We start from the raw sequence: 24,377 nt of genomic DNA on the forward strand, positions 1-24,377 counted from the left end.
CGCCGCGGGGAGCCCCGCCATGAGGGTTCCCGCCCTCCCGTCATCGGACTGGTGGCGCTGCGCCGCTCGCGAGGTGTGGCTGCCCACCGCGGCAGAGATGGCGGAGATCGACCGTGTCGCCGTCGAATCGGGGGCGATACCCGAGCGCGCGCTGATCGAGAACGCGGGTCGAGCGCTGGCCCGCCACGTCCAGGAACGGTTCCCCACCGGCCGCGTCGCGGTGCTCGCGGGAAGCGGCCATAACGGCGCCGACGCCCTCGTGGCGGGACGGACCCTTTCCGCATGGGGACGATCGGTCGGGTTCGTGCGGTGCGGGAGCCGAACCCCGGACCCGGATGTCCTCGCGGGCTGGAGCCTGGCCCTCGAGCCGCCGGAAGCGCTGGATCGGGAACTCGCCGCGGCCGATGTCGTCATCGACGGCATTCTGGGGACGGGTCTGACGTCGGCCCCCCGCCCGCCCCAGGCGGCGGTGATCGAACGCGTGAACGCGGCCCGGGTCGCGGTGGTCTCGGCCGATGGCCCCAGCGGCGTGGACTTTACGGCGGGTCGCGTGCCGGGCGCGGCGATTCGGGCCGACCTGACCGTCACCTTCGGGTGGCCGAAGACCGGCCTGCTGAGTTTCCCCGCCCGCGAGCGCGTGGGCGATCTGATCTCGGCGGAGATCGGCTTTCCGCCGCCGGAGCCGCTGCCGTCGGCCCGGGCCGTGACCGCGGCATGGGTGGCCGGCTTGCTCGGAGTGCGGGCCGCCGACGGGCACAAGGGCGACTCGGGCTATCTCGCGATCATCGGGGGAGAGCGGGGCATGGCCGGCGCCGTGGTGCTCGCCGCCCGCGCCGCGATCCGGGCGGGAGCCGGCATCGTGCGCGTCGTGAGTGCTCCGGAGAACCGGAAAATCGTGCAGACGGGCGTGCCCGAGGCCGTATTCGTGGACTGGTCCGCGGCGGAGGCGGTGCGGTCGGCGCTGGACTGGGCCGGCGCGGTCGCGGTCGGACCGGGCCTGGGAAGGGGCCCCGGGCGAGCGGGGTTGATGCGGCGCGTGCTGGAGGGTGGATCAGTGCCGCTCGTGATCGATGCGGACGCGCTGAACGTGCTGTCGGCGGAGGCCGGGGGGCTGCCCGGTCCGCTGGCTCCGCGCCGCCCGGTCCTCCTGACGCCGCATCCCGGCGAGATGGCGCGGTTGCTCGGCACGTCCGTGAGCGAAGTACGCGCGGATGCGCCGGCCGCGGCCCGGCGACTGGCGGATGCGACGCGGGCGACCGTGCTGCTCAAGGGCGCGCCGACCTGGGTGGCTCGGCCGGGGGGCGAACTGCGCGCGACCACGCTGGTGAGCCCGGCGTTCGCGAGCGGCGGCATGGGCGACGTGCTGACCGGCGCGTGCTGCGCCTGCCTGGCGTCGGGCCTCGGCCCCGCCGACGCGGCGTCCGCCGCCCTGACGCTCACGGCGCTCGCCATTCTGCGCGGCGTCGATGAGGTCGGCGGATCCGCGGCGGATGTCCCGGATGCGCTTCCGGAGGCGCGACGGGCGCTCGAACGAGCGCGACCCGGCGCCTGGACGGGGGTCAACCTGGCCCTTCCCGCCGTGCCGGCCGCCGCGGCGGAGGACGGGAGCGGATGAACTTCGCCGGCCCGGCGCTCGCGGAGGGGCCCGAAACGGCGCGCATCCGGGCGTTCCTGGACGGGGCCGGGGCGTGCGGCGGCGGCACGAAGCCGGCGGTCGCCGTCACGTTGCCGGTCGGCGATGACGCCGCCGCCTTTCGTCCTCCGGATGGCGCTCAGGTCGTCGTGAGCTGCGACGCGAGCGTGGAGGGGGTTCACTTTCGCCGCGAATGGATGACGTGGGAGACGATCGGATACCGGGCAGCCGCGGCGGCGCTGAGCGACCTCGCGGCCATGGCCGCGACGCCCGTCGGCCTCGTCGTGGCGGCGGCCCTGCCCCCGGAGCTGGACATCGAGATCGCCGCGGCCCTCGGACGGGGAGTAGGAGAGATCGCCCGCCGGGTCGGCGCGGAGGTCCTCGGTGGCGACCTGGTCGCTTCGCCGGGCCCCGCGTTTCTCGACGTCACGGTCCTCGGCTGCGCGGTGGCCCCGACGACCCGGAGCGGAGCGCGGCCGGGCGACGAGCTGTGGGTGACCGGCGAAATCGGCGCGGCCGCGGCCGCGCTGCGAGATCTGGAGCGAGGACTGGAGCCCGACCCGCGGGCCCGCCGGGCCTTCGACCGCCCGCGCCCGCGGATCGACGAAATGCGGTGGCTCCGGGACCGGGTCCGGATCCACGCTGCGATCGACCTCTCGGACGGCGTGGCGCGGGATGCGCGCCATCTCGCGGCGGCTTCCGGAGTCGCTCTGGAGGTCGAGGCGGATCGCCTCCCGGCCGCCCCCGCCCTCGAGGGCTTTCGTCGCGCGCCGGCCGGCGAACGCCTCCTCCTCGCCGGCGGTGAGGACTACGAACTGCTCCTTGCCGTGCCGGCCGGAGCCATGCAGGAGGCGGCACGGGCATTCGCGGTCGCGTTCGATCTCCCGCTCACGCGCATCGGGAGCGTGCGCGAAGGGGAGGGGCTGACCGTGAGCGGGAGATTGAATCCGGCGCTCCCCGCGGGGTTCGACCACTTCGAGGTCGAGCGTTGACCAGGACGGCGATCTTCTACGTCACACTCGTGCTTTCGACGGTTTTCTTCGGGGCCCTGGCGGCGACGGTTTCCCTCGTCGGAGGCGGCCGGGCCTGGATGGACCGGGCCAACCGGGGCTGGGCTCGTTCCGTGCTCTTTGCCGCGGGCGTGCGCGTCACCGTCCACGGGCTCGAGCACCTCCACTCGTCGGGGGTCCAGATCATCGCCGCGAACCACCAGTCCTACTTCGACATCTGGGCGCTCATCGCCGGTCTCCCCGCCTCCGTACGCTTCATCGCGAAGCGGGAGCTGGGGAACATTCCGATGCTCTCGGTGGGGATGCGCTCCGCGGGGCATGTGCTCATCGACCGCGACCGGCCCCGGAGCGCGAGGAAGACGCTGCGGGAGGCGGGCGGCCGGATGAGGGCCGAGCGGTTGACGCTGGTGCTGTTTCCCGAAGGGACGCGGTCGCGGGACGGCCGGCTGGGGCGTTTCCGGCGCGGCGCCTTCGCCCTCGCGCTGGAGACGCGGGCGCCGCTGGTACCCGCAGCGGTCCATGGCGGCCAGCGCGTCTATCCGCCCGGTGCGAAGCGGGTGACGCCCGGTTCGATCACGATACGGCTGGGGCCGGCGATTCGGCTGGACGGGGCGGAGCCGGCCGACCGGAAGACGTTGCTGCGCGAGACCCGGGTCGCCATCGAGACGATGCTGCCGGACGGAGGCATGGACGGCGCCGCGCCCGGGTAGCCGCCGTACTTCCGGAATACGCTGCCCGGGCGGTCCGCGCGCGACTTGTTCCCGGGCCGCGGAGCCCTATCTTCCGGCACGGGTGGAGGAAGAAGCGATCGCCGGGATCGCCGGGGGGAGGGGACACGCCTGTATGAACCGCCCCATACATCACCGAAGCCGAAGCGTCCCGTGACGGCCATCGTCCGGATCGTGGGCCGCGAGATCGTCGATTCGCGCGGCAACCCGACGGTCGAGGCCGACGTGCATCTCGAGAGCGGTGCGATCGGCCGTGCCGCCGTGCCGAGCGGTGCATCGACGGGAGAACACGAAGCGGTCGAGCTGCGCGACCGCGACCCCGCGCGCTACGGCGGCAAGGGCGTGCGACGCGCGGTCGCGCACGTCAACGGGGAGATCGCCGCGACGGTGCGCGGGTGGGACGCCTCGGATCAGCGCGGGCTCGACTCCGCGCTCATCTCGCTCGACGGTACGCCGAACAAGGGTCGTCTCGGCGCGAACGCAATCCTTGCCGTTTCCATGGCGGCGGCCCGCGCGGCCGCCACCTCGGCGGGAACGCCCCTGTTCCGGCACCTCGGCGGCCGAGATCCGCACGTCCTCCCGGTCCCGATGCTGAATATCCTCAACGGGGGCGTGCACGCGAACAACACGGTCGACATACAGGAGTTCATGATTCTGCCGCTCGGCGCGCGGCGTTTCTCCGACGGTCTTCGGGTCGGCGTAGAGGTGTTCCACGCCCTCAGGCGCCGGCTTGCGGATGGGGGCTATTCGACCGCCGTCGGGGACGAGGGCGGCGTGGCGCCGGATCTGTCTTCGAACCGTGAGGCCCTGGATCTCATCATGGCCGCGATCGTCGACGCGGGCTACGAACCCGGCGCGGATGTGGCGCTTTCTCTCGATTGTGCCGCGTCGGAGTTCTACGACGCGAAGGCCGGAACGTACCGCCTCGAGAGCGCCGGCGAGGCCGGAGAACTCGACGCCCGGGCGCTCGTGTCGCTCTATGAGGACTGGCTGGGAGCGTATCCCATCGTCTCGATCGAAGACGGTCTCCACGAAGACGACTGGGAGGGATGGGCGACCCTCACGTCCCGGCTCGGAGACCGCGTTCAGCTCGTGGGGGACGATCTCTTCGTGACCAGCGTGGATCGGCTGGCGCGCGGTATCGAGGCCGGGATCGGGAACGCGATCCTCATCAAGCTCAATCAGATCGGGACCGTGAGCGAGACGCTGGACGCGATCCGCCTGGCCGCCGAAGCGAACTTCGGCGTCGTCGTCTCGCACCGCTCGGGGGAGACGGCCGACACGTTCATCGCGGACCTCGCCGTGGCGACGAACGCCGGACAGATCAAGACGGGAAGCGCGTGCCGGTCGGAACGCGTCGCCAAGTACAACCAGTTGCTGCGGATTGAAGAACGGCTCGGCCCGAGGGCGACCTATCCGGGGTCCGCCGTGTACGGAGGCCGATGATGGCGGAGGCGGCCAACCGTCGGCTGACGCGGGCGATCACGTTCATCGCCCTGATCGGGGCGGGTTACTACTGGATGGTGGGCGGAGAATACACGAGGGCCGGCCTGGACCGACTCGAAAGGGAGATCGAGTCGCGGCGAGCGGAGAACACGGCCCGCGAAGCGGAACTCGCGTCGATCCGGGCGTGGGCCGACAGTCTCGTGTCGAACTCCTGGGCGATCGAGCGCGTGGCGCGGGAACGGTACGGATTCATCCGTCCCGACGAGATCCTGGTGCGGTTCGTCGACCTGGGAGAGAGGGAAGATCCTCCCGCCGCCGCGCCGCCGGCGGTGAACGTGCCGTAGTTTCCCCGGCAAGTGCCCGGCCGCGTTCGAAGGGCGCCGCATCGGCCGGCGGCTTGCCCCGAGCGCCACGACGTGTAGGATTGCGGACCCACAAGTACGGCAGGGTAGCTCAGCCTGGTAGAGCAAGGGACTCATAAGCCCTGGGTCGGGGGTTCAAATCCCCCCCCTGCCACTCGTTATGGCGGCGCAACACGAACTCGGAGCCGGGCCCGTCAGGGCCCTTGTGCGGTTCTCCGGCGAGCTCTCGACCAAGGCGCGCCGGACGCGGTCGCGCTTCCAGAACCGGCTCGCGGCCAACCTGCGCGATGCGTTCGACGCCGAAGGGGTCGACGCCGCGCTCGAGTCCGGCTGGAGCCGCTTTCATGTGGAGAGCCCGGACGCGGACTTCCTCGATCCGCTCCTGCGCACCTTCGGCGTATCCAGTTGTTCCGTGCTGGCCGGCGAGTGCGAGGCGGACCTCGACACGATCGTCGCCACGGGGACGGCCCTCTTCGCCGAATCCGTGCGCGGCCGTAGCTACGCGGTGCGCGCGCGCCGCTCCGGCTCGCATGGCTTTTCCTCGTCCGACATCCAGCAGCGTCTCGGCGCGTCCCTCAACCCCGGCGCCACCGTGGACCTCGGGAATCCCGACATCACCGTGTTCGTCGAGGTCCGTGACGAACGGGTCTTCTTTCACGAGGACAGGATCCGGGGACCGTCCGGCCTGCCGCTCGGAGTGCAGGGGCACGCCCTCGCCCTCATCTCCGGCGGCTTCGATTCGGCCGTCGCCGCCTGGATGGCGCTACGCCGCGGGATCCGCCTCGACTACGTCTTCTGCAACCTCGGCGGGAGCGCGTACGAGCGGATGGTCGTGGAGGTCACGAAGATCCTCGCGGATCGCTGGAGCTACGGGACGCGGCCCCGGCTGCACGTCCTCGAATTCGGCCCGGTCGTCGAGGCGATGCGGGCCCGCGCAAAGCCCGCGTACCTGCAGGTTGTCCTCAAGCGGATGATGTATCGGGCGGCGGCGACGATCGGGGAACGGATCGGGGTCGAGGCGATCGTCACGGGCGAGTCGGTCGGACAGGTCTCCTCGCAGACGCTCCGCAATCTCCGCGCGATCGAGAACGCCTCCTCGCTTCCGGTGCTGCGACCCCTGCTCGGATTCCACAAGGAGGAGATCCTCGACCGGGCGCGGGAGATCGGCACCTACGACCTGTCCTCCCGCGTGCGCGAGTACTGCGATCTCGTGCCGCAACGGCCCGTCACGGCGTCGTCGCCGGAGGCCGCCGAAGCGCAGGAGTCGGCCGTGGGCTTCGCGGAACTCGATGAGGCGGTTGCCGGCGCGGCCGTGCACGATGTACGCGCCCTGCGTCCGGAATCCATGGTCGGGGCGTCTCTGTACGTGGCCGACGTGCCGGACGGGGCGCGCGTCCTCGACACCCGCTCCCGCGACGCGTTCGAGGCCTGGCACTGGCCGGGGGCCATCCCTCGCGACCTGCCGCAACTCGAGCGGGACTTCGGCGAACTCGATCGCGACGCGACCTACGTGCTCTGCTGCGCGGAGGGCGTGCGGACGGCCTACCTGGCCGAGGTCATGCAACGCGCGGGATACGAGGCCTACTCCTTCCTCGGCGGGGCGCCCCGCATGCGGCGCGTCGCGCGAGGCCGGCCGGGGATCGACTGATCGCGGCCCGCTTTGACACCCCTGCCCATGCGGGGCGAGCTTGGGCCGCATGAGCGGGAACGAGCGCGGGATGACGGCGGCCCTGGAGGCCGTGCGGCAGGGAGAGGTGCCGACGCACGTCGCCGTCATCATGGACGGGAACGGCCGCTGGGCGAGACAGCGTGGCCTGCCGAGGTGGGAAGGGCACCGCGCGGGCATGACGGCGGTGCGGGAGATCATCGAGGGGGCGGCGGAGGCCGGCGTGGCCCACCTGACCCTTTACGCCTTCTCGGATGAGAACTGGTACCGGCCGTCCATCGAGGTGGAAGCGCTGATGACGCTCCTCCAGGAGTACGTGAGGAGCCAGCGCGAAGCTCTCGTCAGGCACGGCATCCGGGTCACTGTGTTCGGCGACCGCCTGCGGCTTCCGGAAGAGGCCCGGCGGGCGATTTCGGAACTCGAGGCGTCGACGGAGGGCGGGACGGCCCTGGAGGTGCACCTCGCGATCAGCTACGGATCGCGGGCAGAACTCGCGGGGGTGGCGCGAACGCTCGCGCAGCGATGCCTGGAGGGCGAGCTGGCACCGGAGGAGATCGACGCCGAACGCTTCGGTGCCGAACTCCTGACGAGGGACTGGCCTGATCCGGACCTTCTGATCCGCACCTCGGGGGAGCAGCGCATCTCCAACTTCCTCCTCTGGCAGCTCGCGTACGCGGAACTCTTCGTGACGGATGTCCTCTGGCCCGACTTCACGCGCGAGCACCTCTTCGGCGCGCTCGTCGACTACCGGCGCCGCGAGCGGAGATTCGGGCTGGTCAAGACGTGAGGCCGCCGGGTCCGTCATGAGCTCCAATCTTCGCAGGAGGCTCGCCGTCGCCGGGGTCGGAGTCCCCCTCTGCGCGCTGTTGACCTACGCGGGCGGGGTCGTCTTCGTCACGGGGCTGGGCGCGGCGGCCGCGCTCGGTTACCGGGAGTTCGCGGCGATGATGCGCGGGACGGGGACGCGGGTCCTCGCGCTGCCGGGCGCGGTGGCCGCGTTTCTCTTCCCGTTCGCCGTCTTCGCGGGCGGTATCGAGGGCGGCGGAGCCTATGCCGCGGGCCTGATGCTCGGCCTCCCCGCGCTCGCGCTCGCGACGGTGGACCTCTCGGAGCGGCCGATGCGGGCCGCCGCCTGCACGACGTTCGGAGTCTTCTACGTCGGAGGGCTGCTCGCGCTGGGCGTCCCCCTGCGCGAAGGCGGACTCCTGCTCCCGGCCGGCGGCGATGCGGGCGCCGGGCGGATGGCCGGCACGCTTCTCTTCTTCCTTCCGATCGTCATCACGTGGCTTGCCGACACCGCGGCGTACGTCGGCGGACGAGCGCTCGGGAAACGCCCGCTCGCGCCGCGGCTGAGCCCCAACAAGACGGTGGCGGGAGCGGTGTGCGCGCTGCTGGCGGGCATCGCCACGGCCGTCCTCTATCCGCGGTTCCTCCTCCCGGACGTCTGGGTACTGGACATCGTGTCCACGCTGGCCTTCGGGCTGGTCGTGACGGGGCTGGCGATCATCGGCGATCTTGCCGAATCCGCGCTCAAGCGCGAGTGCGGCGTGAAGGATTCGTCGGGCCTTCTCCCCGGGCACGGGGGCATGCTGGACCGGCTCGATTCCATCCTGTGGGCGGTCCCGGCCGCGTTACTCTTCCTCGTCTTCGCGTGACGGCGGCCGGAGGCGGTCCGGGTTTCCCGGAGGTCCGGGCTTGAAACACGTCGCCGTCCTCGGCGCCACGGGATCCGTCGGCGGGGGCACGCTCGAGGTGATCCGCCGCCACCCGGCGCGGTTTCGCGCCGCCGTCCTGACGGCGAACCGCCGATGGGAGGCGCTCGACGCCCTCGCCCTCGACGAGGAGCCCGATTTCGTTGTGCTCGGGACTCCGCCCCCGGAGGACTTCGCTCCGCGCTGGGCCGGAGAATGGCGTTTCGGCGCGGCTGCGCTCGCGGAGGCCGCCGGATCGTCCGGGGTCGACATCGTGCTCAATGCGGTCGTGGGATTCGCCGGGCTCGACGCGACGCTGGCGGCGCTCGACGCGGGGAAGCGGCTTGCGCTTGCCAACAAGGAGTCGCTCGTGGCGGGAGGAGACCTCGTGATGCGGGCGCTGCGCCGCGGCGGCGGCGAACTCCTGCCCGTGGACAGCGAACACTCCGCGGTCCACCAGTGCCTGGCCGGGCGTCCCGTGTCGGAGGTCGCGCGGGTCACTCTCACGGCTTCGGGCGGTCCTTTCCGCGAGTGGCCGGCGCCGCGACTCGCCGCCGTGACGCCCGCCGACGCGCTGCGTCACCCCACCTGGTCGATGGGAGCCAAGATCTCGATCGACTCCGCCACGCTGGCGAACAAGGCGCTTGAAGTCATCGAGGCGCACACGTTGTTCGACCTCCCCTACGAGCGCATCGAGGTCGTCGTGCACCCCACGTCGATCGTCCACTCACTCGTCGAATTCAGGGACGGTTCCTCGCTCGCGCAGTTGGGCCGGCCCTCGATGGAGATTCCGATCCTGTGGGCGCTCGGCTACCCCGACCGGCTGGATGACGCACGTCGGGAGGCGGCGTTCGACCCCGTACGGGATGGTCCGCTGGCGTTCGAACCGGTGCGGGAGGAGGATTTTCCCCTCTTCCGGGCGGGGGTCGCGGCGGGAGAGGCGGGAGGCGAGTTTCCGGTGGCCTTCAACGCGGCCAACGAGGTTGCGGTCGAGAGGTTCCTCTCCGGGGACGTCGGTTTCAGGGAACTCGCCGATGTCGTGCTTCGTACGCTGGAACGGTTCTCGTCGCGCGCCATCGAATCGGTGGAGGATGCGCGGCGCGTCGATAGCCGGGCGCGCGCCATCGCCCGCGACCCACAGTGGGAGTCCAAGTCGGGAGACGCTGAGTGATCGTAACGATTCTGGTAACCATCCTTGTCCTGGGCGTGCTCATTTTCGTGCACGAGCTGGGGCATTTCGCCGCTGCGAAGAGCGTCGGGATCGACGTGCCGCGGTTTTCGATCGGCCTCGGCCCGAAGATGGTGGGTTTCCGGCGCGGGGGAACGGAGTATGTCCTCTCATGGATCCCTCTCGGCGGCTACGTCAAGATGGCGGGGATGGCGGAGGAGGAAGTGACGTCGACGCTCGAGGGCGGAGGCGCCCCGGAAGCGACGGCGGGCCGCGGCGCGCGCCCGGGGCCCGGCGACTTCGACGGGAAGCCGCTCTGGGCCCGCGTCTACGCCATCTCGGCCGGCGTCATCATGAACTGGCTGTTCGCGGTGGTCGCCTTCGCGGCGCTCGCCATGGGGCGTGGCGTGTTCGAGCCGCGGATCGCCGAGGTCGCGCCCGGGTCACCCGCCGCGGAGGCGGGGCTGCGGAGCGACGATCTGATCCGGCGCGTGGATGGCGCCGCGGTGCACGACCCCGCGCAGGTAACGATGCGGATCGAGCGCCGCCCGGGCGAATCGATCGACATCGTCGTCGAACGCGGAGGGGAGCAGCTCACCTTCGTCGCGACGCCCGACGCGGTCGAGCAGTACTCGGACCTCACGGGAGAATCGAGGACGGTCGGGCGCGTCGGGATCACCATCGGCGCTGACGGCGGTCGGGCGGGCCCCATCGAGGCGCTGGGACGCGGGTGGTCGGATACAGCCTACTGGGGCGGCGCCATCCTTCAGTTCCTCGGAGACCTGGTCACCGGACGAAGTTCGGCGCGGGAGGTGGGCGGCCCCATCCTCATCGGCGAGATTTCCGGTCGCGCCGCGCGCGCGGGATTCTGGGAGCTCCTGAGTTTCATGGCGATCATCAGCGTCAACCTCGCCATCTTCAACCTCTTGCCGATTCCCGTCCTCGACGGGGGCCACCTGCTCTTCCTGGGGATCGAGGCCGTCCGGGGCCGGGCGCTCAGCATCGAGGCGCGGATGCGGTTCACGACGGTGGGGATGGTCTTCGTCCTCGCCCTCATGGTGTGGGCCGTCGGGAACGACGTGCTGAGGGTGCTTCTCCGCTAGCAGGCCGTGGCCGGCTACAACAGAGTGAGTTGTTCGGCGTCGGCGCGGGCCCTCGCGAGCGCGGCCACGTCATAGCGGGGGCCGGGTTCGTCCTGAGCGGCGACGTCCAGCACTCCATCGTATCCCGCCGGCGCCAGCCCTTCCGCCACCCTGTCCAGGGCGAGTTCCCGGTCGTTGCACTCCTGGCTCAGGTGCGCGAGCAGGATACCGCCCAGCCCGGGGTGCGCGAGCTCGCGCGCGAACTCGGCCGCGTGGCGGTTGGAGAGGTGTCCGCGGCTGCCCCCGATCCGCTGCTTCACGCGCCAAGGATAGGAGGCGGCCCGGAGACGGTGCTCGTCGTGGTTCGCTTCCATGACGAGAAAGGCACACTCCCGGAGCGCCACGCGGACGGGGGTGGTCGGTCGCCCGAGGTCCGTCGCGATACCCACGCGCAGCCCCGTGGGCCGGTGCCGGACCGTGACGGCGACGGGTTTCGCGGCGTCGTGCGCGGTGGGGGCGGCCTCGATCGCGAGGTCGCCGATCTCGAGTCCCGTGAGCGGCAGGTCTCCGCATCGCTCCTGCCCGCGCAGGAGGGGGGCGCAGGCGCGGCGTGTCGGAGCGTTCATCGCGAGTGGCCAGCCCCAGCGGCGTGCTCCGATGCCGATGCCCGCGGCGTGATCCCGGTGCTCGTGCGTGACGACGACGAGGTCGATGGCTTCGGGCTCGACATCGAGTTCGCCGAGTCGGCGGGCGAGCTGGACCCCGGAGAACCCCGCATCTACGAGTACGCGGGCGCGGTCGCCCTCGACGAGGAACGCGTTGCCGCGGCTGCCGGAGCCCAGCGACGCGACGGTCAGGCTCACGAGCCGCGGGCCTCGTCCCAGGCGTCGCCCAGCCAGTCCCGGAGTTCCCGGGTCCCTTCGAGCCCCCGGCGCTCGGCGACCCGGAGGGCCGTGGAGAGGAAATCGCCGCGGCGATGCGCCTCCGGCCTCCGGCCTCCTCCCCACGAGAAGGGCTCCACCCACCGGGGCGGCGGCTCGGCGCCGAACAGGCTGGAGCCGGCGCCGACGACCGCGCCGGTTTCGAGCCGGGTGCCGACGCCGGTCTTCACGTGATCGCCGAGCAGGCAGCCGAACTTGACGAGTCCGGTGTCCTGCCGCGCGCCGGGCGGCCCGACCCGGATCGAACCATAGGTGTGCTTGAGATCGCTGTTTGTCGTGGCCGCGCCGAGGTTGACCCAGCGGCCGAGGTACGCATGTCCGAGGAACCCGTCGTGCGCCTTGTTCGAATAGCCCAGCATCGTGACGCGGTCGACCTCGCCCCGAACGCGGGCGCGGGGTCCCCCCGAGAAGCGCGAGATGTGGCCCCCGAGCAGCTGCGAGCCGGTTCCCGCGTAGAGCGGCCCGCCGAGGCGGGTGCCCGCGAGGACCTCGACTCCGGCGCCGAGTTCGATCGGGCCCTCGCGCGCATCGAACAGCACGCCGGGTTCCACGCGCGCGCCCTCGCCGACGCGGATCGGGGCGTCGCCGAGGCGCCAGCAGCCGTCCGGCAGCTCCGGTTCCGGGTCCGGCGCGGCCGCCAGGTCCGCGGCCAGCCGGTCGGGACCGGCGGATACCAGGTCCCACGGGTGTCCAAGCCAGGCGCCGGGCACCGCGCGGTCGGGCAGCCCGGGCCGGGGGCGGGGCGCGGCGAACCAGTCCGCCCGCGGCGGCTCGGCGTCGGCGCCCAGGCGGACGCCCGCCATCCGGTCGGCGACCCAGAGGTTGGCGGGCGCGTCGCTCCACGCCGCGTCGAGCGACGGCACGGCCCGCGCGTTCCACGCGGTCAAGGGCGCGGACAGCCCGTCCGCATCCAGGCAGCGCGGCGCTCCGGGCTCCGCGTACCGGCGCAGCCATGGGCGCGTCACATGCCCGGCCACGCGCGTCCGCGCCACCCGTTCCAACCGCTCACGCAACGTCCAGCGGCCGAAGACGAGTTCGCCGCAGGGCCGCGTGAGGGCGAAGGGGGCCCAGCCGTCCGCCCGCTCGTCGTCGAACATGACGAGCGTCGTCAACGCGGCGCGTCGGAGGAGGAGGGGTCCGCGTCGATCCGTCCCAGGCGAGCGTCGAGTCCCGCCGCTTCCTCGCGCGGCATCACGAGGAGTTCGCCGTTCGCCTCCACGATGACCAGCCCCGACACCCCGATGACCGTGGCCCGGCAGGACTCGGCCCACACGACGTTCTCCGCCGCGTCGATCAGACGAGTGGAGCCGACCGAAGCGTTTCCCGCCTCGTCCACCTCGCGGGAGCGCAGGAGCGCGCTCCACACGCCGAGGTCGTCCCAGGCGAATCGCGCCTCCACCGCGGCCACGCGCTCGGCTCGCTCCATCACGCAGACGTCGATCGCGACCGGCTCGGCCCGCGCGAAGAACCCCTCCGCATCGCCGCGTTCGAGCGCCGGCCACGCTCCCGCGAGTTCGTGCGCGCAGCGTCGGGCGGCCTCGAGCAGGTCGGCGGCTCGCCACGCGAAGATACCGGAGTTCCACAGGAAGCGTCCGGACTTCAGGTACTCCCGGGCCGTGGCGGGATCCGGCTTCTCCACGAAACGCCGTACCTCCCGTGCGCCGGACGCGGTCTCCCGCCCGGTCTCCACGTACCCGAACCCGGTCTCGGGGCGGTTCGGCCGCACGCCGACGCAGCACAGGTACCCTTCCCGGGCCGCCTCGAGGGCCGGCCGCAGCGTGTCGGCGAGGGCTCCCGGCGGCTCGATGCGGTGGTCCGCGTGCATGGAGATCATCAGGGCGCCCGGGTGGGCGCGCTCGATTTCGGCCGCGGCCCAGACGAGAGCCGGCCCGGTGCCGCGCGCCTCCGGCTCGACGAGCGCATCGACGCCCGCCGCATCCAGGCTTGGCCGCATGAGCTTCACGAGGCGTTCGGCCGCGACGACCCGGACGCGCGGGGCGCCCACGAGCGCGACGGCGCGGGCGAGCGTATCGTCGATGAGCGGGGCGGGCCCCGCGAGGGGCAGGAGTTGCTTCGGACGGGCCGGGGTCGATGCGGGCCAGAACCGGCGGCCGATCCCGCCCGCGAGGACCGCGCAGTACGCCTCGAGGTGCACCGACAGAGCCTCCCTCCCGTCCTCCGAACCGCCCTTCGCGTGCGCCGGGACCTTCCCGCCGCGGGCCGCCCGCGACGCGGCCAAGCTACGGACGCCGCGGGTGCCGCGCCACGTTGCCGGCCCTGCCGGCCGATCCCGCGCCGCCGGGGTGTTTTTTCTTGCCCGAGTCCTCCCCGGGCGACAGTTTTCGCGCCATGTTCCCCCGACAACGAACCTGCCCGTCCGTCCGGCTCGGAGCGCTGCTCCTCGCGCTCGCGGCGACGGCCTGCGACGATCCGTTCGATGCCTTCCTCGGCGATGTTCCGCTCACGCCGACGGAGGTCACGCTGTATGACTACGTGACGGGCCGCCTCGAAGATCCTCCAGCGTTCGACATCGTCCTCGCGGTGCCCGCTCGCGTCGACCAGACGCTGAACTGGGATTTTCTCTTTCGGATCCGGGCCGGCGCGCCGGAACTCGTCCCCTTCTCGGCGATCGCGGACAGCGTCACCGACGCGGGTCTGCAAATCACCGGCGAACGCTTCGACGCGGTGCTCGAGGCGCCGGAGGAGGGGTACACCCTGAACGCGCCCATCGCGGTGCAGCCGGGGGACGTGCTCATCGCGCGCAGCCGCGTCGACCCGAACAATTTTCTCGCGTGCAGCCGCTACGCGAAGCTGCAGGTGCTGTCCATCGATCCCGAAGCGGGCACGATCGTCTTCCGCCACCTGGTGAACCCGAACTGCGGAGACATCGTCCTCGAACCGGGAACGCACGGTTCGCTGTGACGCCCTGTCCGGCCGGTCCCGCCCCGCACCGACATGCTTGACCTCAGGACCCTCCGCGACGACCCCGAGCCGGTCCGCGCCGCCATGCGGAAACGCGGCGACGAGCAGGCCGCGGGACTCGTGGAGGAGGCGCTGCGGGCGGACGAGATCCGCCGCCGCCTGATCCGGGAAGTGGAGGTCCTCAAGGCCGAGCGAAACACGGCGTCGAAGGCGATCGGCGCCGCGAAGGGCAGGGGAGAGGACGCATCGGCGGAGATCGAGGCCATGCGCCATGTGGCCGCGCGGATCCGGGCCCTCAATGCGGACCTCGCGCGCACCGAGGCGGAGCTTCGCGATCACCTCCTGCAGATCCCGAACATCCCCGACGCACGCGTCCCGCCCGGCGAGGAAGGGGAGGGGCCGACGGTCGCGGAGTGGGGCGTCCCGCGGAAGGGCGACGTGCCGCCCCACTGGGTGCTCGGAGCGACGCACGGCCACGCGGACCCCGGCGGCGCCACGCTGCCGGGGGGCAAGACGCCGTCGCTGGATATCGAGCGCGGGGCGAAGATCGCGGGCTCGGGCTTTCCGCTCCTCGTCGGGGGCGGCGCCCGCCTCAGCCGCGCGCTCGTTCAGTTCATGCTGGACCTCCACGTCCGCGAGCACGGATACCTGGAGGTCCTGCCCCCTCTCGTCGTCTCGCGGGACTCTATGACGGGGACCGGCCACATCCCCAAGTTCGAGGACGACGCCTACCGGACGGACCCCGACGACCTCTTCCTCGTGCCCACGGCCGAGGTGCCCCTCACGAATCTGCACCGGGGAGAGATCCTGTCCGCGGGCGACCTGCCGCTCGCCTACGTCGCGCACACGCCCTGCTTCCGGCGGGAGGCCGGCGCCGCGGGCCGCGATACGCGCGGGCTCCTGCGGGTTCACCAGTTCGACAAGGTGGAGATCGTCCGCATCTGCCGGCCCGAGGATTCGGAGGCGCAACTGGAGCTCCTGACTCGCCACGCGGAGCGGGTGCTCGAGCTCCTGGGAGTCCCCTACCGGCGGGTGCTGCTCCCGCTGGGAGATCTCGGATTCGCGAACGCGATCACGTACGACCTGGAGATATGGGCTCCCGGCGTCGAGGCGTGGCTCGAGGTGTCCAGTTGCTCGTCGTACGGGGATTTCCAGGCGCGGCGCGCCGATATCCGCTTCCGGCCCGAGGGCGGGGGACGCCCCCTGCACGTGCACACGCTGAACGGTTCGGCGCTGGCCCTGGCCCGGCTCATCGTGGTGTTGCTCGAGACCGGTTTCCGCGAGGGTGAGGGGATCCTGCTGCCGGAGATTCTCCACCCCTATCTCGGGTTCGAGCGGCTCGAGTCCTGCCGGTGATCCGGCTCTGGAACCGGCGCGGCGGCGCGCTTCTGCTCGCGGTTCTGTCCACGGGTGTTCTCGTCTGGTCCGCCATCTTCTCGCGTCAGCAGGCGGAGGAACGCCGGCTCGACGCCGCGGTTCTCGGACAGTTGACGGCCATCAGCATCGCGGCCGCGGCGGGCAACCTCACGGTCGAAGAACAGAACGAACTCTGGAACCAGGCCTCGCAGCAGGTGGGCGCCCAGGTCCGGCGCCTCCGCATCCCCATCGTGATCACCGACACCCTGGGCAACCCGAGCAGTGAGGCGCACCTGCCCGACGACTTCCCACTCGGCCCGAACGGCAGGGCGGACGACCAGGCGCTGCGCGAATTCGTGGTCGAGCTCGACGCGCTGCGGCCGCCCTTCGAGGCGCCCGGCCTCCAGGTCCACTTCGGCGACCCCGAGTTCACGAGCCGTCTTCGCCTGGTCCCGTGGCTGCAGGCGGCGTCACTCCTCGTCATCCTCGGAAGTGGCGGCTGGCTCCTCTTTCTCTCCTTCCGGAGCGAGCGGGAGCGCATCTGGTCCGCCATGGCCAGGGAATCGGCGCACCAGATGGGGACGCCGCTCAGTTCGCTCGTCGGGTGGCTGGAGGTGCTCGAGGACCGGCCGCGCCCCCGGGGATCGGAGGTGGGGCAACCGGACCTCATCGACGAAATGGCGGCGGATGTGACGCGCCTCCAGAAAGTGTCGCGCCGCTTCGAACTCATCGGCCACAAGCCGAAGCTGGAGCCCATGTCCGTGCGCGCCACCGCCATCCAGCTTCGGCAGTACTTCGAGGCGCGTCTCCCCACGCTCTCCCGCACCGGCAAGATCGAGATCGCGGTGGAGATGGAGCCCGAGTCACCGGAAGTGCTGGGCAACCCGACGCTCCTGGAGTGGGCGTTCGAGAACCTGATCAGGAACGCGATCGACGCGCTGGCCCCGGATGGCGGCCGGATCGTGATCTCCCACCTCGGCCCGAGCGGCAGGCGTTCCGTGTTCCGGGTCCTGGACACCGGACCGGGGATCCCTCCCGCGCTCCGGGACAAGATCTTCAACATCGGCGTCACGACCAAGAAGCACGGTTGGGGCGTCGGCCTCTCCCTCGCGCGGCGCATCATCGAAGACATGCACGATGGCTCCATCCGCCTCGAGGACACGGGGCGGGGCGCGAGCTTCCGGATCGAACTCCCGCGTCACCGTCCACGGAAACGGGGGACGTGAGGGGACTCCGCCTCAACCCGGAGCAGCGGAACGCCGTCGAACACGGCGAAGGGCCGCTGCTGGTCCTCGCCGGCGCGGGCTCCGGGAAGACGCGGGTGCTCACGGCGCGGGCCGCCCGCCTCATCGAGGAGGGGCTGGAGCCCACGCGCCTCCTCGCCGTCACCTTCACGAACAAGGCCGCCGGCGAGATGCGGGAACGGATCGAGGGGCTCATCGGTCGTTCCACGCGGGGCCTGTGGATCGGCACGTTCCACTCGGTCGCCGCGCGCCTCCTTCGCACCGAGGCCCCGCACACCTCCCGCACGCGCGCCTTCACGATCTACGACGAGGACGACTCCATTCGCACGCTCAGGGATGTGATGGAGTCGGTGGGTTACGACCCCAAACGCTGGGCCCCCCGAGCGCTGCGCGGCCGGATCTCCAGCGCGAAGAACGCGCTCCTGGGTCCGGCGGAGTACGAGTCGGAGGCCTTCGACCTGATCTCGGAGGTCGTGGCGAAAGTCTATCCCGCGTACCAGCGCGAACTCGAGCGCCGCAACGCCTACGACTTCGACGACCTCCTGTTCGAGACCGTGCAGCTGCTCGAGACGGTCGACGGCGTGCAGGATCGCTACGCCGCCCGCTTCGCCCACGTGCTCGTGGACGAATACCAGGACACGAACCACGCCCAGTACCGGATGGTCAAGGCGCTGGCCTCGAAACACGGGAACCTCTGCGTCGTGGGGGACGATGATCAGGCGGTGTACGGATGGCGCGGGGCGGACATCCGGAACATCCTCGACTTCGAGGCCGACTTCCAGGGCGCGCACGTCGTGCGGCTGGAGCGGAATTACCGCTCGACGGGGTCGATTCTCGAGGTCGCGAACGCCGTCATCTCCCGCAACCTGGCCAGGAAACCGAAGCGGCTGCACACGGAGCGGGAGGCCGGCGATCCGATCGAGGTCGTCCGCTGCGATGACGAGCGGGCGGAGGCGGCGTGGGTATCGTCACGGATCGAGGCGGGCCGTGACACCCGGGGCCTGAACGAGTTTGCGGTGCTGTACCGCACGAACGCGCAGTCGCGGGCCTTCGAGGAGGCGTTCCGGCGGTCCGGCATCCCGTACCGGATCGTGGGAGGCGTCCCCTTCTACGAGCGTCGCGAGGTGAAGGACGTCATCGCCTACCTGCGCCTGCTCGTGAACCCGGCGGACGACGCCGCGTTCCTGCGCGCCGTGGGGTGGCCGAGGCGCGGCGTCGGAGCGAAGAGCCTCGAGCGGCTGGGGGAACTCGCCCGTGCGGGCGGCGGCGCGGGCGAAGCCGTGGAACCCCTGGCGGCGGTCGCGGCGCGGGCGCGGCACGAAGACGGCATTCCGAGGGCGGCGGCGCGCGGCCTGAGGCGGTTCGCGGGCGGACTCGCCGACCTGCGGGCTTCGCTCCCCGACACCGGCGCCCGGGAAGCGCTCGAGGCCTGCGTCGCGGTCTTCGGCCTGGCCACGGCGCTGGCGGAGGAGGAGGACGGCGCGGATCGCCTGGAGAACGTGAGCGAACTGTTCGCGGCGGCGGAGGTGTTCGAGCGCGACGATGTGGAGGACCCCGACGACGAAGCCACGGATCTCGAGTTGTTCCTGCAGTCCGTGTCGCTGCGCTCCGACCTCGATGAGGCCGACTTCGACGGTGAGGCGGTGACGATGATCACGCTGCACAACGCGAAGGGACTCGAGTTCCCGGTGGTCTTCCTGGGCGGGCTGGAGGAGGGCCTGTTTCCGCTCTCGAGGGCGATGGAGGCGCCCGGAGGGCTGGAAGAAGAACGGCGCCTCTTCTACGTGGGGGTGACGCGCGCGATGGACCGGCTGAGCCTGACGTACGCGGACCACCGCTGGCGGGCGGGGATGGCGAGCCGCTCGGCCCCCTCGAGCTTCATCGACGAACTCCCGGAGGAACACGTGCTTCCGCGGCTTGCGGCGCCGCGCCGGGGGCGGTGGCGTGCGCACGACGCCCGCGGGGCCGGCCGCCGGCCGGCGGGTGGAGCCGAGCCGCGAGGCCGCTCCTTCGCCTGGCAGAGGCGTCTGGACCGAGGCTCGGGCCGCGCGGTCGGCTCCGGCGCGGATGGAGCGTCGGGAGCGCCGGGCGAACTCGAGTATGACTACGACGACTCGCAGGTGCCGCTTTCGCTCGGCCCGGGCGTACGCGTCGTGCATCCGCGCTTCGGGGCCGGCGAGGTGCTGCAGGTGTACGGCTTCGGGAGGGAGGCCAAGGCCGACATCGCGTTCGAGAAGGTCGGTCGGAAGAAGGTCGTCGTCGCGTACGCGGGGTTGCGCCCCGCCTAGCCGCGGGCGCCGCGGTCAGTCTCCGCCGCGATCCCCCAGCGCCCGCACGACCCGCTTCGCGGTCGATACGTTGTCCTTGCCGCGCCGGAGTCCGCGCAGCAGGGAGGCTGTCGTGAGGAACGTCTCTTCGGCCTCCTCCTGGACGACGGCCAGCAGCGCCGCGACCTCCACCACCCGCTCCTCGACCAGGTCGACCATGCGGCCGGTGGACTCGCTTGCGCTCTGCAGCGCCTGGCCCACGCCGTCCGCGTCGTCCCGGAGCCGGCCCGCGATGCGCCGGGCCTGGTCGCTTGCCTGTTCGACGTTGTGCAGCACGGGCTTGAGGCGGTCGCTGAGGTCGGTGACCGTGCCGGAGATCCGTCCCAGCGGCTCGCGGGTTTCGCGCAAGAGGCGGATCGCGTGCAGGAGGACGATGAGAATCGCCAGCGCGACAATGAGCCAAACCGCCATCCCGGCCACGACCGCGATCTCGTATGTGGTCACTGCGGCTCTCCCTCGTCACTCCCTGTCAGGCGAGCGCTTCGCCGCTCTCGGCGCTGACGCGGAGTTTTGCCACGGACTGCCGGTGAGGAGAGTATAGGCCGCCCTCCGTCCGCCGGCTACTTTGGCGCGCGGTGCCGGCATCGCCGGATGTGGGTAAGGGGGGAGGAGGCGCGATGTACTATCGGATCGAGGGCGGAAACGAGCTGCGCGGCGTGTTCACGCCCGCCGGCAACAAGAACGCCGCCCTCCCGATCCTCGCGGCCACGCTCCTCACGCGCGAGCCGGTGCGAATCGAGAACGTCCCGCGCATCACGGACGTGGAGACGCTGCTCGACCTCCTCCGCAGTCTGGGCGTCGAGGGTGGCTGGACGGAGCCCGGCGTTCTCGAACTCGACGCCGCCGGCGTGGATCGGCGGGCGATCCCCGATGCGGACCTGGCCGGCCGGATCCGCGGATCGGTGCTGCTCGCGGGCCCCATGCTCGCCCGGATGGGGTCGTGCCAGCTCCCGCATCCCGGAGGGGATTTCATCGGGCGCCGCCGCCTGGACACTCACATGCTTGCGCTGCAGGCGCTCGGTGCGGCGGTCGACGTCGGAGACCGCTACGTCCTGCGCACTCCGGGTCTCCGCGGCGCCTCCGTTTTCCTCGATGAGCCGTCCGTGACGGGGACGGAGAACGCCGTGCTCGCCGCGGCGACGGCGACGGGCACGACGGAACTGCGGAACGCCGCCACGGAGCCCCACGTGCAGGACCTGTGCCGCTTTCTCGTCACGCTCGGCGCCCGCATCGACGGCATCGGGACTTCGCGGCTCGTCATCGAAGGCGTGGAGACCCTGGGAGGCGGGACCTTCCGGATCGGGCCGGACCACATCGAGATCGGAAGCGTGATCGGCTTGGCGGCCGCGACGGGCTCGACCCTTCGGATCGCCGGAGCGAACCCGGCCCATTTCGACCCCCTGCGCGTGGGATTCCGACGCCTCGGCCTCGAGTTCGCGTGGCGCGACGACCAGCTCCTCGTGCGGGGCGGGGGAGAGCTCGAGATTCAGCCCGACCTCGGCGGCCAGATTCCGAAGATCGACGACGGGCCCTGGCCGGCGTTCCCCGCGGATCTGATCAGCATTGCGCTGGTGGCCGCGACCCAGTGCCGGGGCACCGTCCTCATCCACGAAAAGATGTTCGAGTCGCGGATGTTCTTTGTCGACAAGGTGATCGCCATGGGCGCCCGCATCGTCCTCTGCGATCCGCACCGGGCCGTCGTCGTCGGACCGTCGCCGCTGCGCGGAGCGACCCTCGAGAGCCCCGACATCCGGGCCGGCATGGCGCTTCTCATCGCGGCGCTGGCTGCGGAAGGCGGGAGTCGCGTGCACAACATCGGACAGATCGAGCGCGGCTACGAGCGCATCCACGAACGCCTCGCGGCCTTGGGGGCTCGCATCGAGCGCGTGGCTCCGGAAGGCGCGTGACGGAGGTCGCGGAGGTCCCCGGGGACGGCATGCTGCGGCTGTCGCGGTGGGAGTCGCTCGATCCGAGCGTCGTGTGCGGGATCACGACGGCGAAGCGCGGGGACCTCGCGGTCGCGGACGCCTCCCCGGAGCGCGTGGCCTCGGTCTACGGGGATCTGGCCCGGGAACTCGGCTTCCGCCGGGTCTCGGTGCCGACTCAGGTCCACGGTACGGATCTCCGGGAGATCGGCGCCTCGCCCGTCCCCGACTCCGGGACCTGCACGGTCCACCGGGCGGGTCGCGTGGACGGCCAGCTCGCGGAGGGGCCCGGTTGGCTCTTGGCCGCGACGGCCGCGGATTGCGTGCCCGTCTATCTCTGGTCGCGCGAACGCGGGCGCACAGGCCTGATCCACGCGGGATGGCGGGGGGCCGCGGCGGGCATCCTTCCGCGCGCGATCGCCCGGCTCGTTCGCGGTATCGACGGTGGCTCCTTCGGCGCCGTCGGGGATCTCCGTGTCCATCTGGGGCCCGCGATCTGCGGACGCTGTTACGAGGTCGACACCCCCGTGCTCTCCGCCTTCGGCCTCCGCGGTACGCGCGCGCAACTCGACTTGAGGGGCATCCTCGCCGCCCAGGCCTCGGCGGCCGGCGTCGCACCCGACGCGCTTTCAAGCTCCCGCTTCTGCACGTCGTGCGGCCCCGGCGACCTTCATTCGCACCGCGCGAGCGGCGGTACGGCGGGACGGATGGCCGCCTTCCTGGGGCTGCGGAGCGACTGAACCGGGGACGCCGGCGAGCCGTACCTGCTGTTGCAGCGCGTCGAACCCCGCGGTATGTTCGAAGTCGCATGTCCACATACGTCCGCGCGGGCCGGCGGGCGATGGCGTTACTCGAAGTGGGGAAGCTGTACGGGCCCCACTTTTTTTTGCAGTAGGGCGAACCGGACTCGCCGAAGGGGTCGGTATGCTGGACTCGGCGGACATCGAACGCGCGGTCGAAGCCCTCGGCTTCGAGGTCGTGCAGATGGAGCGGGGCGGAGGCCGTCGCCGGCCGTTGCTCCGGCTCCGGATCGATCGGCCGGGCCGGCCGTCCGCTCGGTCGGGCGTGACCGTCGACGACTGCATCGCGGTGACGAGGGAACTGCGTGGCGCACTTGAAGATGGGGCCGACGAGGACTGCGTGCTCGAAGTGTCCTCGCCGGGAGTGGACCGGCCGCTGGTCAAGGCCGCGGACTACGACCGCTTCTCCGGGTCGCGGATCCGCGTGCGCGGCTACGGTCCGCTGGCCGACCGGGGCCGGAAACTGGAAGGCGTGCTGCTCGGGATGGTGGACGGACTCCCCGGGACGTTCGCGCTGGAGATCGAAGGGGATCGTGTGGAGATCCCGCTGGACCTCGTGGCCTCCGCCCGCCTGGTCTACGACTGGGACGCGGCCGGAGGCGTGGGTGGGAGATAGAGAGAGGCAATGAGCGATCAGATCCCGATCGTTGAAGCGTTCCGCATGATGGCGGCGAACAAGTCGCTGACGGAGCTGGAGCTGCATGATCTCATCCGTGAAGGGATCCACGCGGCGCTCGCCCGTCGTTTCGGCGGTCCGGTCGAAGCGGAAATCGACGTCACCGATGGAGGCGACATTTCGATCGTCGTCCTCAAGGAAGTCGTCGAGGAAGTCGAGGATCCGGCCCGGGAGGTGACGCTCGAGCAGGCTCGCTGGGATGATCCCGACTTCCAGGTCGGCGATCTCATGGAGATCCCCGTCGACTTCAGGGACTTCGGCCGCAGCGCGGTCATGGCCGCCAAGCAGAGGATCATCCAGCGCATCCGCGAGGGAGAACGAGACCGGATCCGCATGGAGTTCAACGACCGGGTAGGGGACCTCGTTTCGGGCGAAGTACAGGCGAGCGAGCGCGGCAAGCTCGTCGTCATGCTGAACCGGTCTCGCGAAGCCGAGGCGATCATTCCGTGGCGGGAGCAGAACCCGCGGGAACGCTTCCGCCAGGGCGAGCCGATCCGCGCCGTGCTGAAGCTGCTGGAGGAGACGCCGCGCGGTCCGCGGCTCATCCTCTCGCGGGCGGACCCCCAGTTCGTCGCCTCTCTGTTCGCGCTCGAGGTGCCGGAGATCTACCAGGATATCGTGGACATCAAGGAGATCGTCCGTGAAGCGGGAGGCCGCACCAAGGTGGCCGTCTCGTCCCGGGATGAATCCGTCGACCCGGTCGGAGCCTGCGTCGGCCTGAAGGGGTCGCGCGTCCAGGCCGTCGTGTCGGAGTTGAGCGGCGAACGGATCGACATCGTCCCGTGGCACCCGGACCCGGAGATCTTTGCCCGTCGAGCCTTGGCTCCGGCCCGGGTCGCCAAGGTGATCTCGGACCAGGAGCGGCACGTCATCACGGCGATCGTGGACGAGGACCAGCTGTCGCTGGCGATCGGACGAAACGGGCAGAACGTGCGGTTGGCGTCGCAGCTCATCGGTTGGCAGATCGACCTGTATTCCAGCCGTGACTGGATGGAGCGCGGCGGAGAGGCCGGCCTGTTCGGAGGCGATGACGAATACGAGATGTCCGACTTCCCGCTCTCCGAGCTCGAGGGGATCGCCCCCGCGACGCTCGCGGCGCTCGAGGCGGCCGGAATCAGCAGCTTTTACGGACTCCTCGACATGGACCGGGGCGACTTCCTTCAGGTTCCGGGGATCGGGCCGGACGAGGCGGACACGCTGGAAGCGCTCATCGATGAACTGACCGTCGTGGACGAGGCGCAGGCGGAGGGCGCCGCGGCCGCGAAGACGGCTGCCGATGCGCCGGCGGACGCGGCGGACGCGGAGGCGCCGCCGGAGCCGGCCTCCGCGGAGGCGGCCGATGCGCTGAGCACGGCCGCCTCGGGCGAGGGGACCGCCTGAAGCGCGGCGGCGGGACGCTG

Annotated in this window: 22 protein-coding genes and 1 tRNA gene; 19 read left to right on the forward strand and 4 right to left on the reverse strand. The window is 71.4% G+C overall.

What is annotated here, in order from left to right; all coding sequences use genetic code 11:
• The first annotated feature begins 19 nt into the window (after positions 1 to 19).
• From RN743_RS12940 to rseP, 11 genes are all read left to right on the forward strand, one after another.
• On the forward strand, positions 20 to 1,615 hold the full coding sequence (locus RN743_RS12940) for an NAD(P)H-hydrate dehydratase (protein WP_310780409.1): 1,596 nt from the start codon (positions 20 to 22) through the stop codon (positions 1,613 to 1,615).
• Positions 1,612 to 2,625 carry a thiamine-phosphate kinase gene (gene thiL, locus RN743_RS12945; protein ID WP_310780410.1) on the forward strand — a complete coding sequence of 338 codons (1,014 nt, stop codon included), beginning with the start codon at positions 1,612 to 1,614 and terminating at the stop codon, positions 2,623 to 2,625. The genes RN743_RS12940 and thiL overlap by 4 nt, the downstream gene beginning before the upstream one ends.
• On the forward strand, positions 2,622 to 3,353 hold the full coding sequence (locus RN743_RS12950; RefSeq protein WP_310780411.1) for a lysophospholipid acyltransferase family protein: 732 nt from the start codon (positions 2,622 to 2,624) through the stop codon (positions 3,351 to 3,353). Before thiL ends, RN743_RS12950 begins: the two co-directional genes overlap by 4 nt.
• 171 nt (positions 3,354 to 3,524) lie before the next feature.
• Positions 3,525 to 4,817 (forward strand): phosphopyruvate hydratase, encoded by a 1,293-nt coding sequence (gene eno / locus RN743_RS12955; RefSeq protein WP_310780412.1) that lies wholly within the window; start codon positions 3,525 to 3,527, stop codon positions 4,815 to 4,817.
• Positions 4,814 to 5,161, forward strand: coding sequence for a septum formation initiator family protein (locus tag RN743_RS12960; RefSeq protein WP_310780413.1), 348 nt, complete (start codon positions 4,814 to 4,816; stop codon positions 5,159 to 5,161). The genes eno and RN743_RS12960 overlap by 4 nt, the downstream gene beginning before the upstream one ends.
• Before the next feature lie 98 nt (positions 5,162 to 5,259).
• A tRNA-Met gene (locus tag RN743_RS12965) sits at positions 5,260 to 5,333 on the forward strand.
• A gap of 6 nt (positions 5,334 to 5,339) precedes the next feature.
• Positions 5,340 to 6,827, forward strand: a complete 1,488-nt coding sequence (thiI, locus tag RN743_RS12970; RefSeq protein WP_310780414.1) for a tRNA uracil 4-sulfurtransferase ThiI — start codon at positions 5,340 to 5,342, stop codon at positions 6,825 to 6,827.
• Between the two features lie 49 nt (positions 6,828 to 6,876).
• Positions 6,877 to 7,632 carry a polyprenyl diphosphate synthase gene (gene uppS / locus RN743_RS12975; RefSeq protein ID WP_310780415.1) on the forward strand — a complete coding sequence of 252 codons (756 nt, stop codon included), beginning with the start codon at positions 6,877 to 6,879 and terminating at the stop codon, positions 7,630 to 7,632.
• A 16-nt stretch (positions 7,633 to 7,648) separates the two neighbouring features.
• Positions 7,649 to 8,500 carry a phosphatidate cytidylyltransferase gene (locus RN743_RS12980; protein WP_310780416.1) on the forward strand — a complete coding sequence of 284 codons (852 nt, stop codon included), beginning with the start codon at positions 7,649 to 7,651 and terminating at the stop codon, positions 8,498 to 8,500.
• 40 nt (positions 8,501 to 8,540) lie between these two features.
• Complete coding sequence (dxr, locus tag RN743_RS12985) at positions 8,541 to 9,707, forward strand: 1-deoxy-D-xylulose-5-phosphate reductoisomerase (RefSeq protein ID WP_310780417.1); 1,167 nt, start codon at positions 8,541 to 8,543, stop codon at positions 9,705 to 9,707.
• Positions 9,704 to 10,807, forward strand: coding sequence for an RIP metalloprotease RseP (gene rseP / locus RN743_RS12990; protein ID WP_310780418.1), 1,104 nt, complete (start codon positions 9,704 to 9,706; stop codon positions 10,805 to 10,807). Before dxr ends, rseP begins: the two co-directional genes overlap by 4 nt.
• Before the next feature lie 14 nt (positions 10,808 to 10,821).
• Here rseP and RN743_RS12995 read toward each other — a convergent pair whose 3' ends face one another.
• The 3 genes from RN743_RS12995 to RN743_RS13005 are packed head-to-tail and all read right to left on the reverse strand — an operon-like array spanning position 10,822 to position 13,966.
• Positions 10,822 to 11,649, reverse strand: a complete 828-nt coding sequence (locus RN743_RS12995) for an MBL fold metallo-hydrolase (protein ID WP_310780419.1) — start codon at positions 11,647 to 11,649, stop codon at positions 10,822 to 10,824.
• Positions 11,646 to 12,839, reverse strand: a complete 1,194-nt coding sequence (locus RN743_RS13000; RefSeq protein ID WP_310780420.1) for a putative sugar nucleotidyl transferase — start codon at positions 12,837 to 12,839, stop codon at positions 11,646 to 11,648. The genes RN743_RS12995 and RN743_RS13000 overlap by 4 nt, the downstream gene beginning before the upstream one ends.
• The gene (locus tag RN743_RS13005) at positions 12,836 to 13,966 is read right to left on the reverse strand and encodes a sugar phosphate nucleotidyltransferase (protein WP_310780421.1); all 1,131 of its coding nucleotides are present in this window, start codon (positions 13,964 to 13,966) and stop codon (positions 12,836 to 12,838) included. The genes RN743_RS13000 and RN743_RS13005 overlap by 4 nt, the downstream gene beginning before the upstream one ends.
• A 110-nt stretch (positions 13,967 to 14,076) precedes the next feature.
• Here RN743_RS13005 and RN743_RS13010 point away from each other — a divergent pair, with 110 nt between their 5' ends.
• The 4 genes from RN743_RS13010 to RN743_RS13025 are packed head-to-tail and all read left to right on the forward strand — an operon-like array spanning position 14,077 to position 19,537.
• Positions 14,077 to 14,649, forward strand: coding sequence for a hypothetical protein (locus tag RN743_RS13010; RefSeq protein ID WP_310780422.1), 573 nt, complete (start codon positions 14,077 to 14,079; stop codon positions 14,647 to 14,649).
• 33 nt (positions 14,650 to 14,682) lie between these two features.
• On the forward strand, positions 14,683 to 16,005 hold the full coding sequence (serS, locus tag RN743_RS13015; protein ID WP_310780423.1) for a serine--tRNA ligase: 1,323 nt from the start codon (positions 14,683 to 14,685) through the stop codon (positions 16,003 to 16,005).
• Positions 16,002 to 17,231, forward strand: a complete 1,230-nt coding sequence (locus tag RN743_RS13020) for a HAMP domain-containing sensor histidine kinase (RefSeq protein ID WP_310780424.1) — start codon at positions 16,002 to 16,004, stop codon at positions 17,229 to 17,231. Before serS ends, RN743_RS13020 begins: the two co-directional genes overlap by 4 nt.
• The gene (locus tag RN743_RS13025) at positions 17,228 to 19,537 is read left to right on the forward strand and encodes a UvrD-helicase domain-containing protein (protein ID WP_310780425.1); all 2,310 of its coding nucleotides are present in this window, start codon (positions 17,228 to 17,230) and stop codon (positions 19,535 to 19,537) included. Before RN743_RS13020 ends, RN743_RS13025 begins: the two co-directional genes overlap by 4 nt.
• Before the next feature lie 15 nt (positions 19,538 to 19,552).
• Here RN743_RS13025 and RN743_RS13030 read toward each other — a convergent pair whose 3' ends face one another.
• Positions 19,553 to 20,020 carry a DUF948 domain-containing protein gene (locus RN743_RS13030; protein WP_310780426.1) on the reverse strand — a complete coding sequence of 156 codons (468 nt, stop codon included), beginning with the start codon at positions 20,018 to 20,020 and terminating at the stop codon, positions 19,553 to 19,555.
• Positions 20,021 to 20,193: 173 nt separating this feature from the next.
• Here RN743_RS13030 and murA point away from each other — a divergent pair, with 173 nt between their 5' ends.
• The 4 genes from murA (at position 20,194) to nusA (ending at position 24,357) form a co-directional block, all read left to right on the forward strand.
• Positions 20,194 to 21,483, forward strand: coding sequence for a UDP-N-acetylglucosamine 1-carboxyvinyltransferase (murA, locus tag RN743_RS13035; RefSeq protein ID WP_310780427.1), 1,290 nt, complete (start codon positions 20,194 to 20,196; stop codon positions 21,481 to 21,483).
• On the forward strand, positions 21,480 to 22,241 hold the full coding sequence (locus RN743_RS13040) for a laccase domain-containing protein (protein ID WP_310780428.1): 762 nt from the start codon (positions 21,480 to 21,482) through the stop codon (positions 22,239 to 22,241). The genes murA and RN743_RS13040 overlap by 4 nt, the downstream gene beginning before the upstream one ends.
• A 184-nt stretch (positions 22,242 to 22,425) precedes the next feature.
• Entirely contained in the window at positions 22,426 to 22,917 is a 492-nt protein-coding gene (locus RN743_RS13045) for a hypothetical protein (protein WP_310780429.1), read from the forward strand.
• A gap of 9 nt (positions 22,918 to 22,926) precedes the next feature.
• The gene (gene nusA, locus RN743_RS13050) at positions 22,927 to 24,357 is read left to right on the forward strand and encodes a transcription termination factor NusA (protein ID WP_310780430.1); all 1,431 of its coding nucleotides are present in this window, start codon (positions 22,927 to 22,929) and stop codon (positions 24,355 to 24,357) included.
• Positions 24,358 to 24,377: the final 20 nt, after the last annotated feature.

This window comes from Candidatus Palauibacter scopulicola, from assembly GCF_947581915.1.
Classification (GTDB): domain Bacteria; phylum Gemmatimonadota; class Gemmatimonadetes; order Palauibacterales; family Palauibacteraceae; genus Palauibacter; species Palauibacter scopulicola.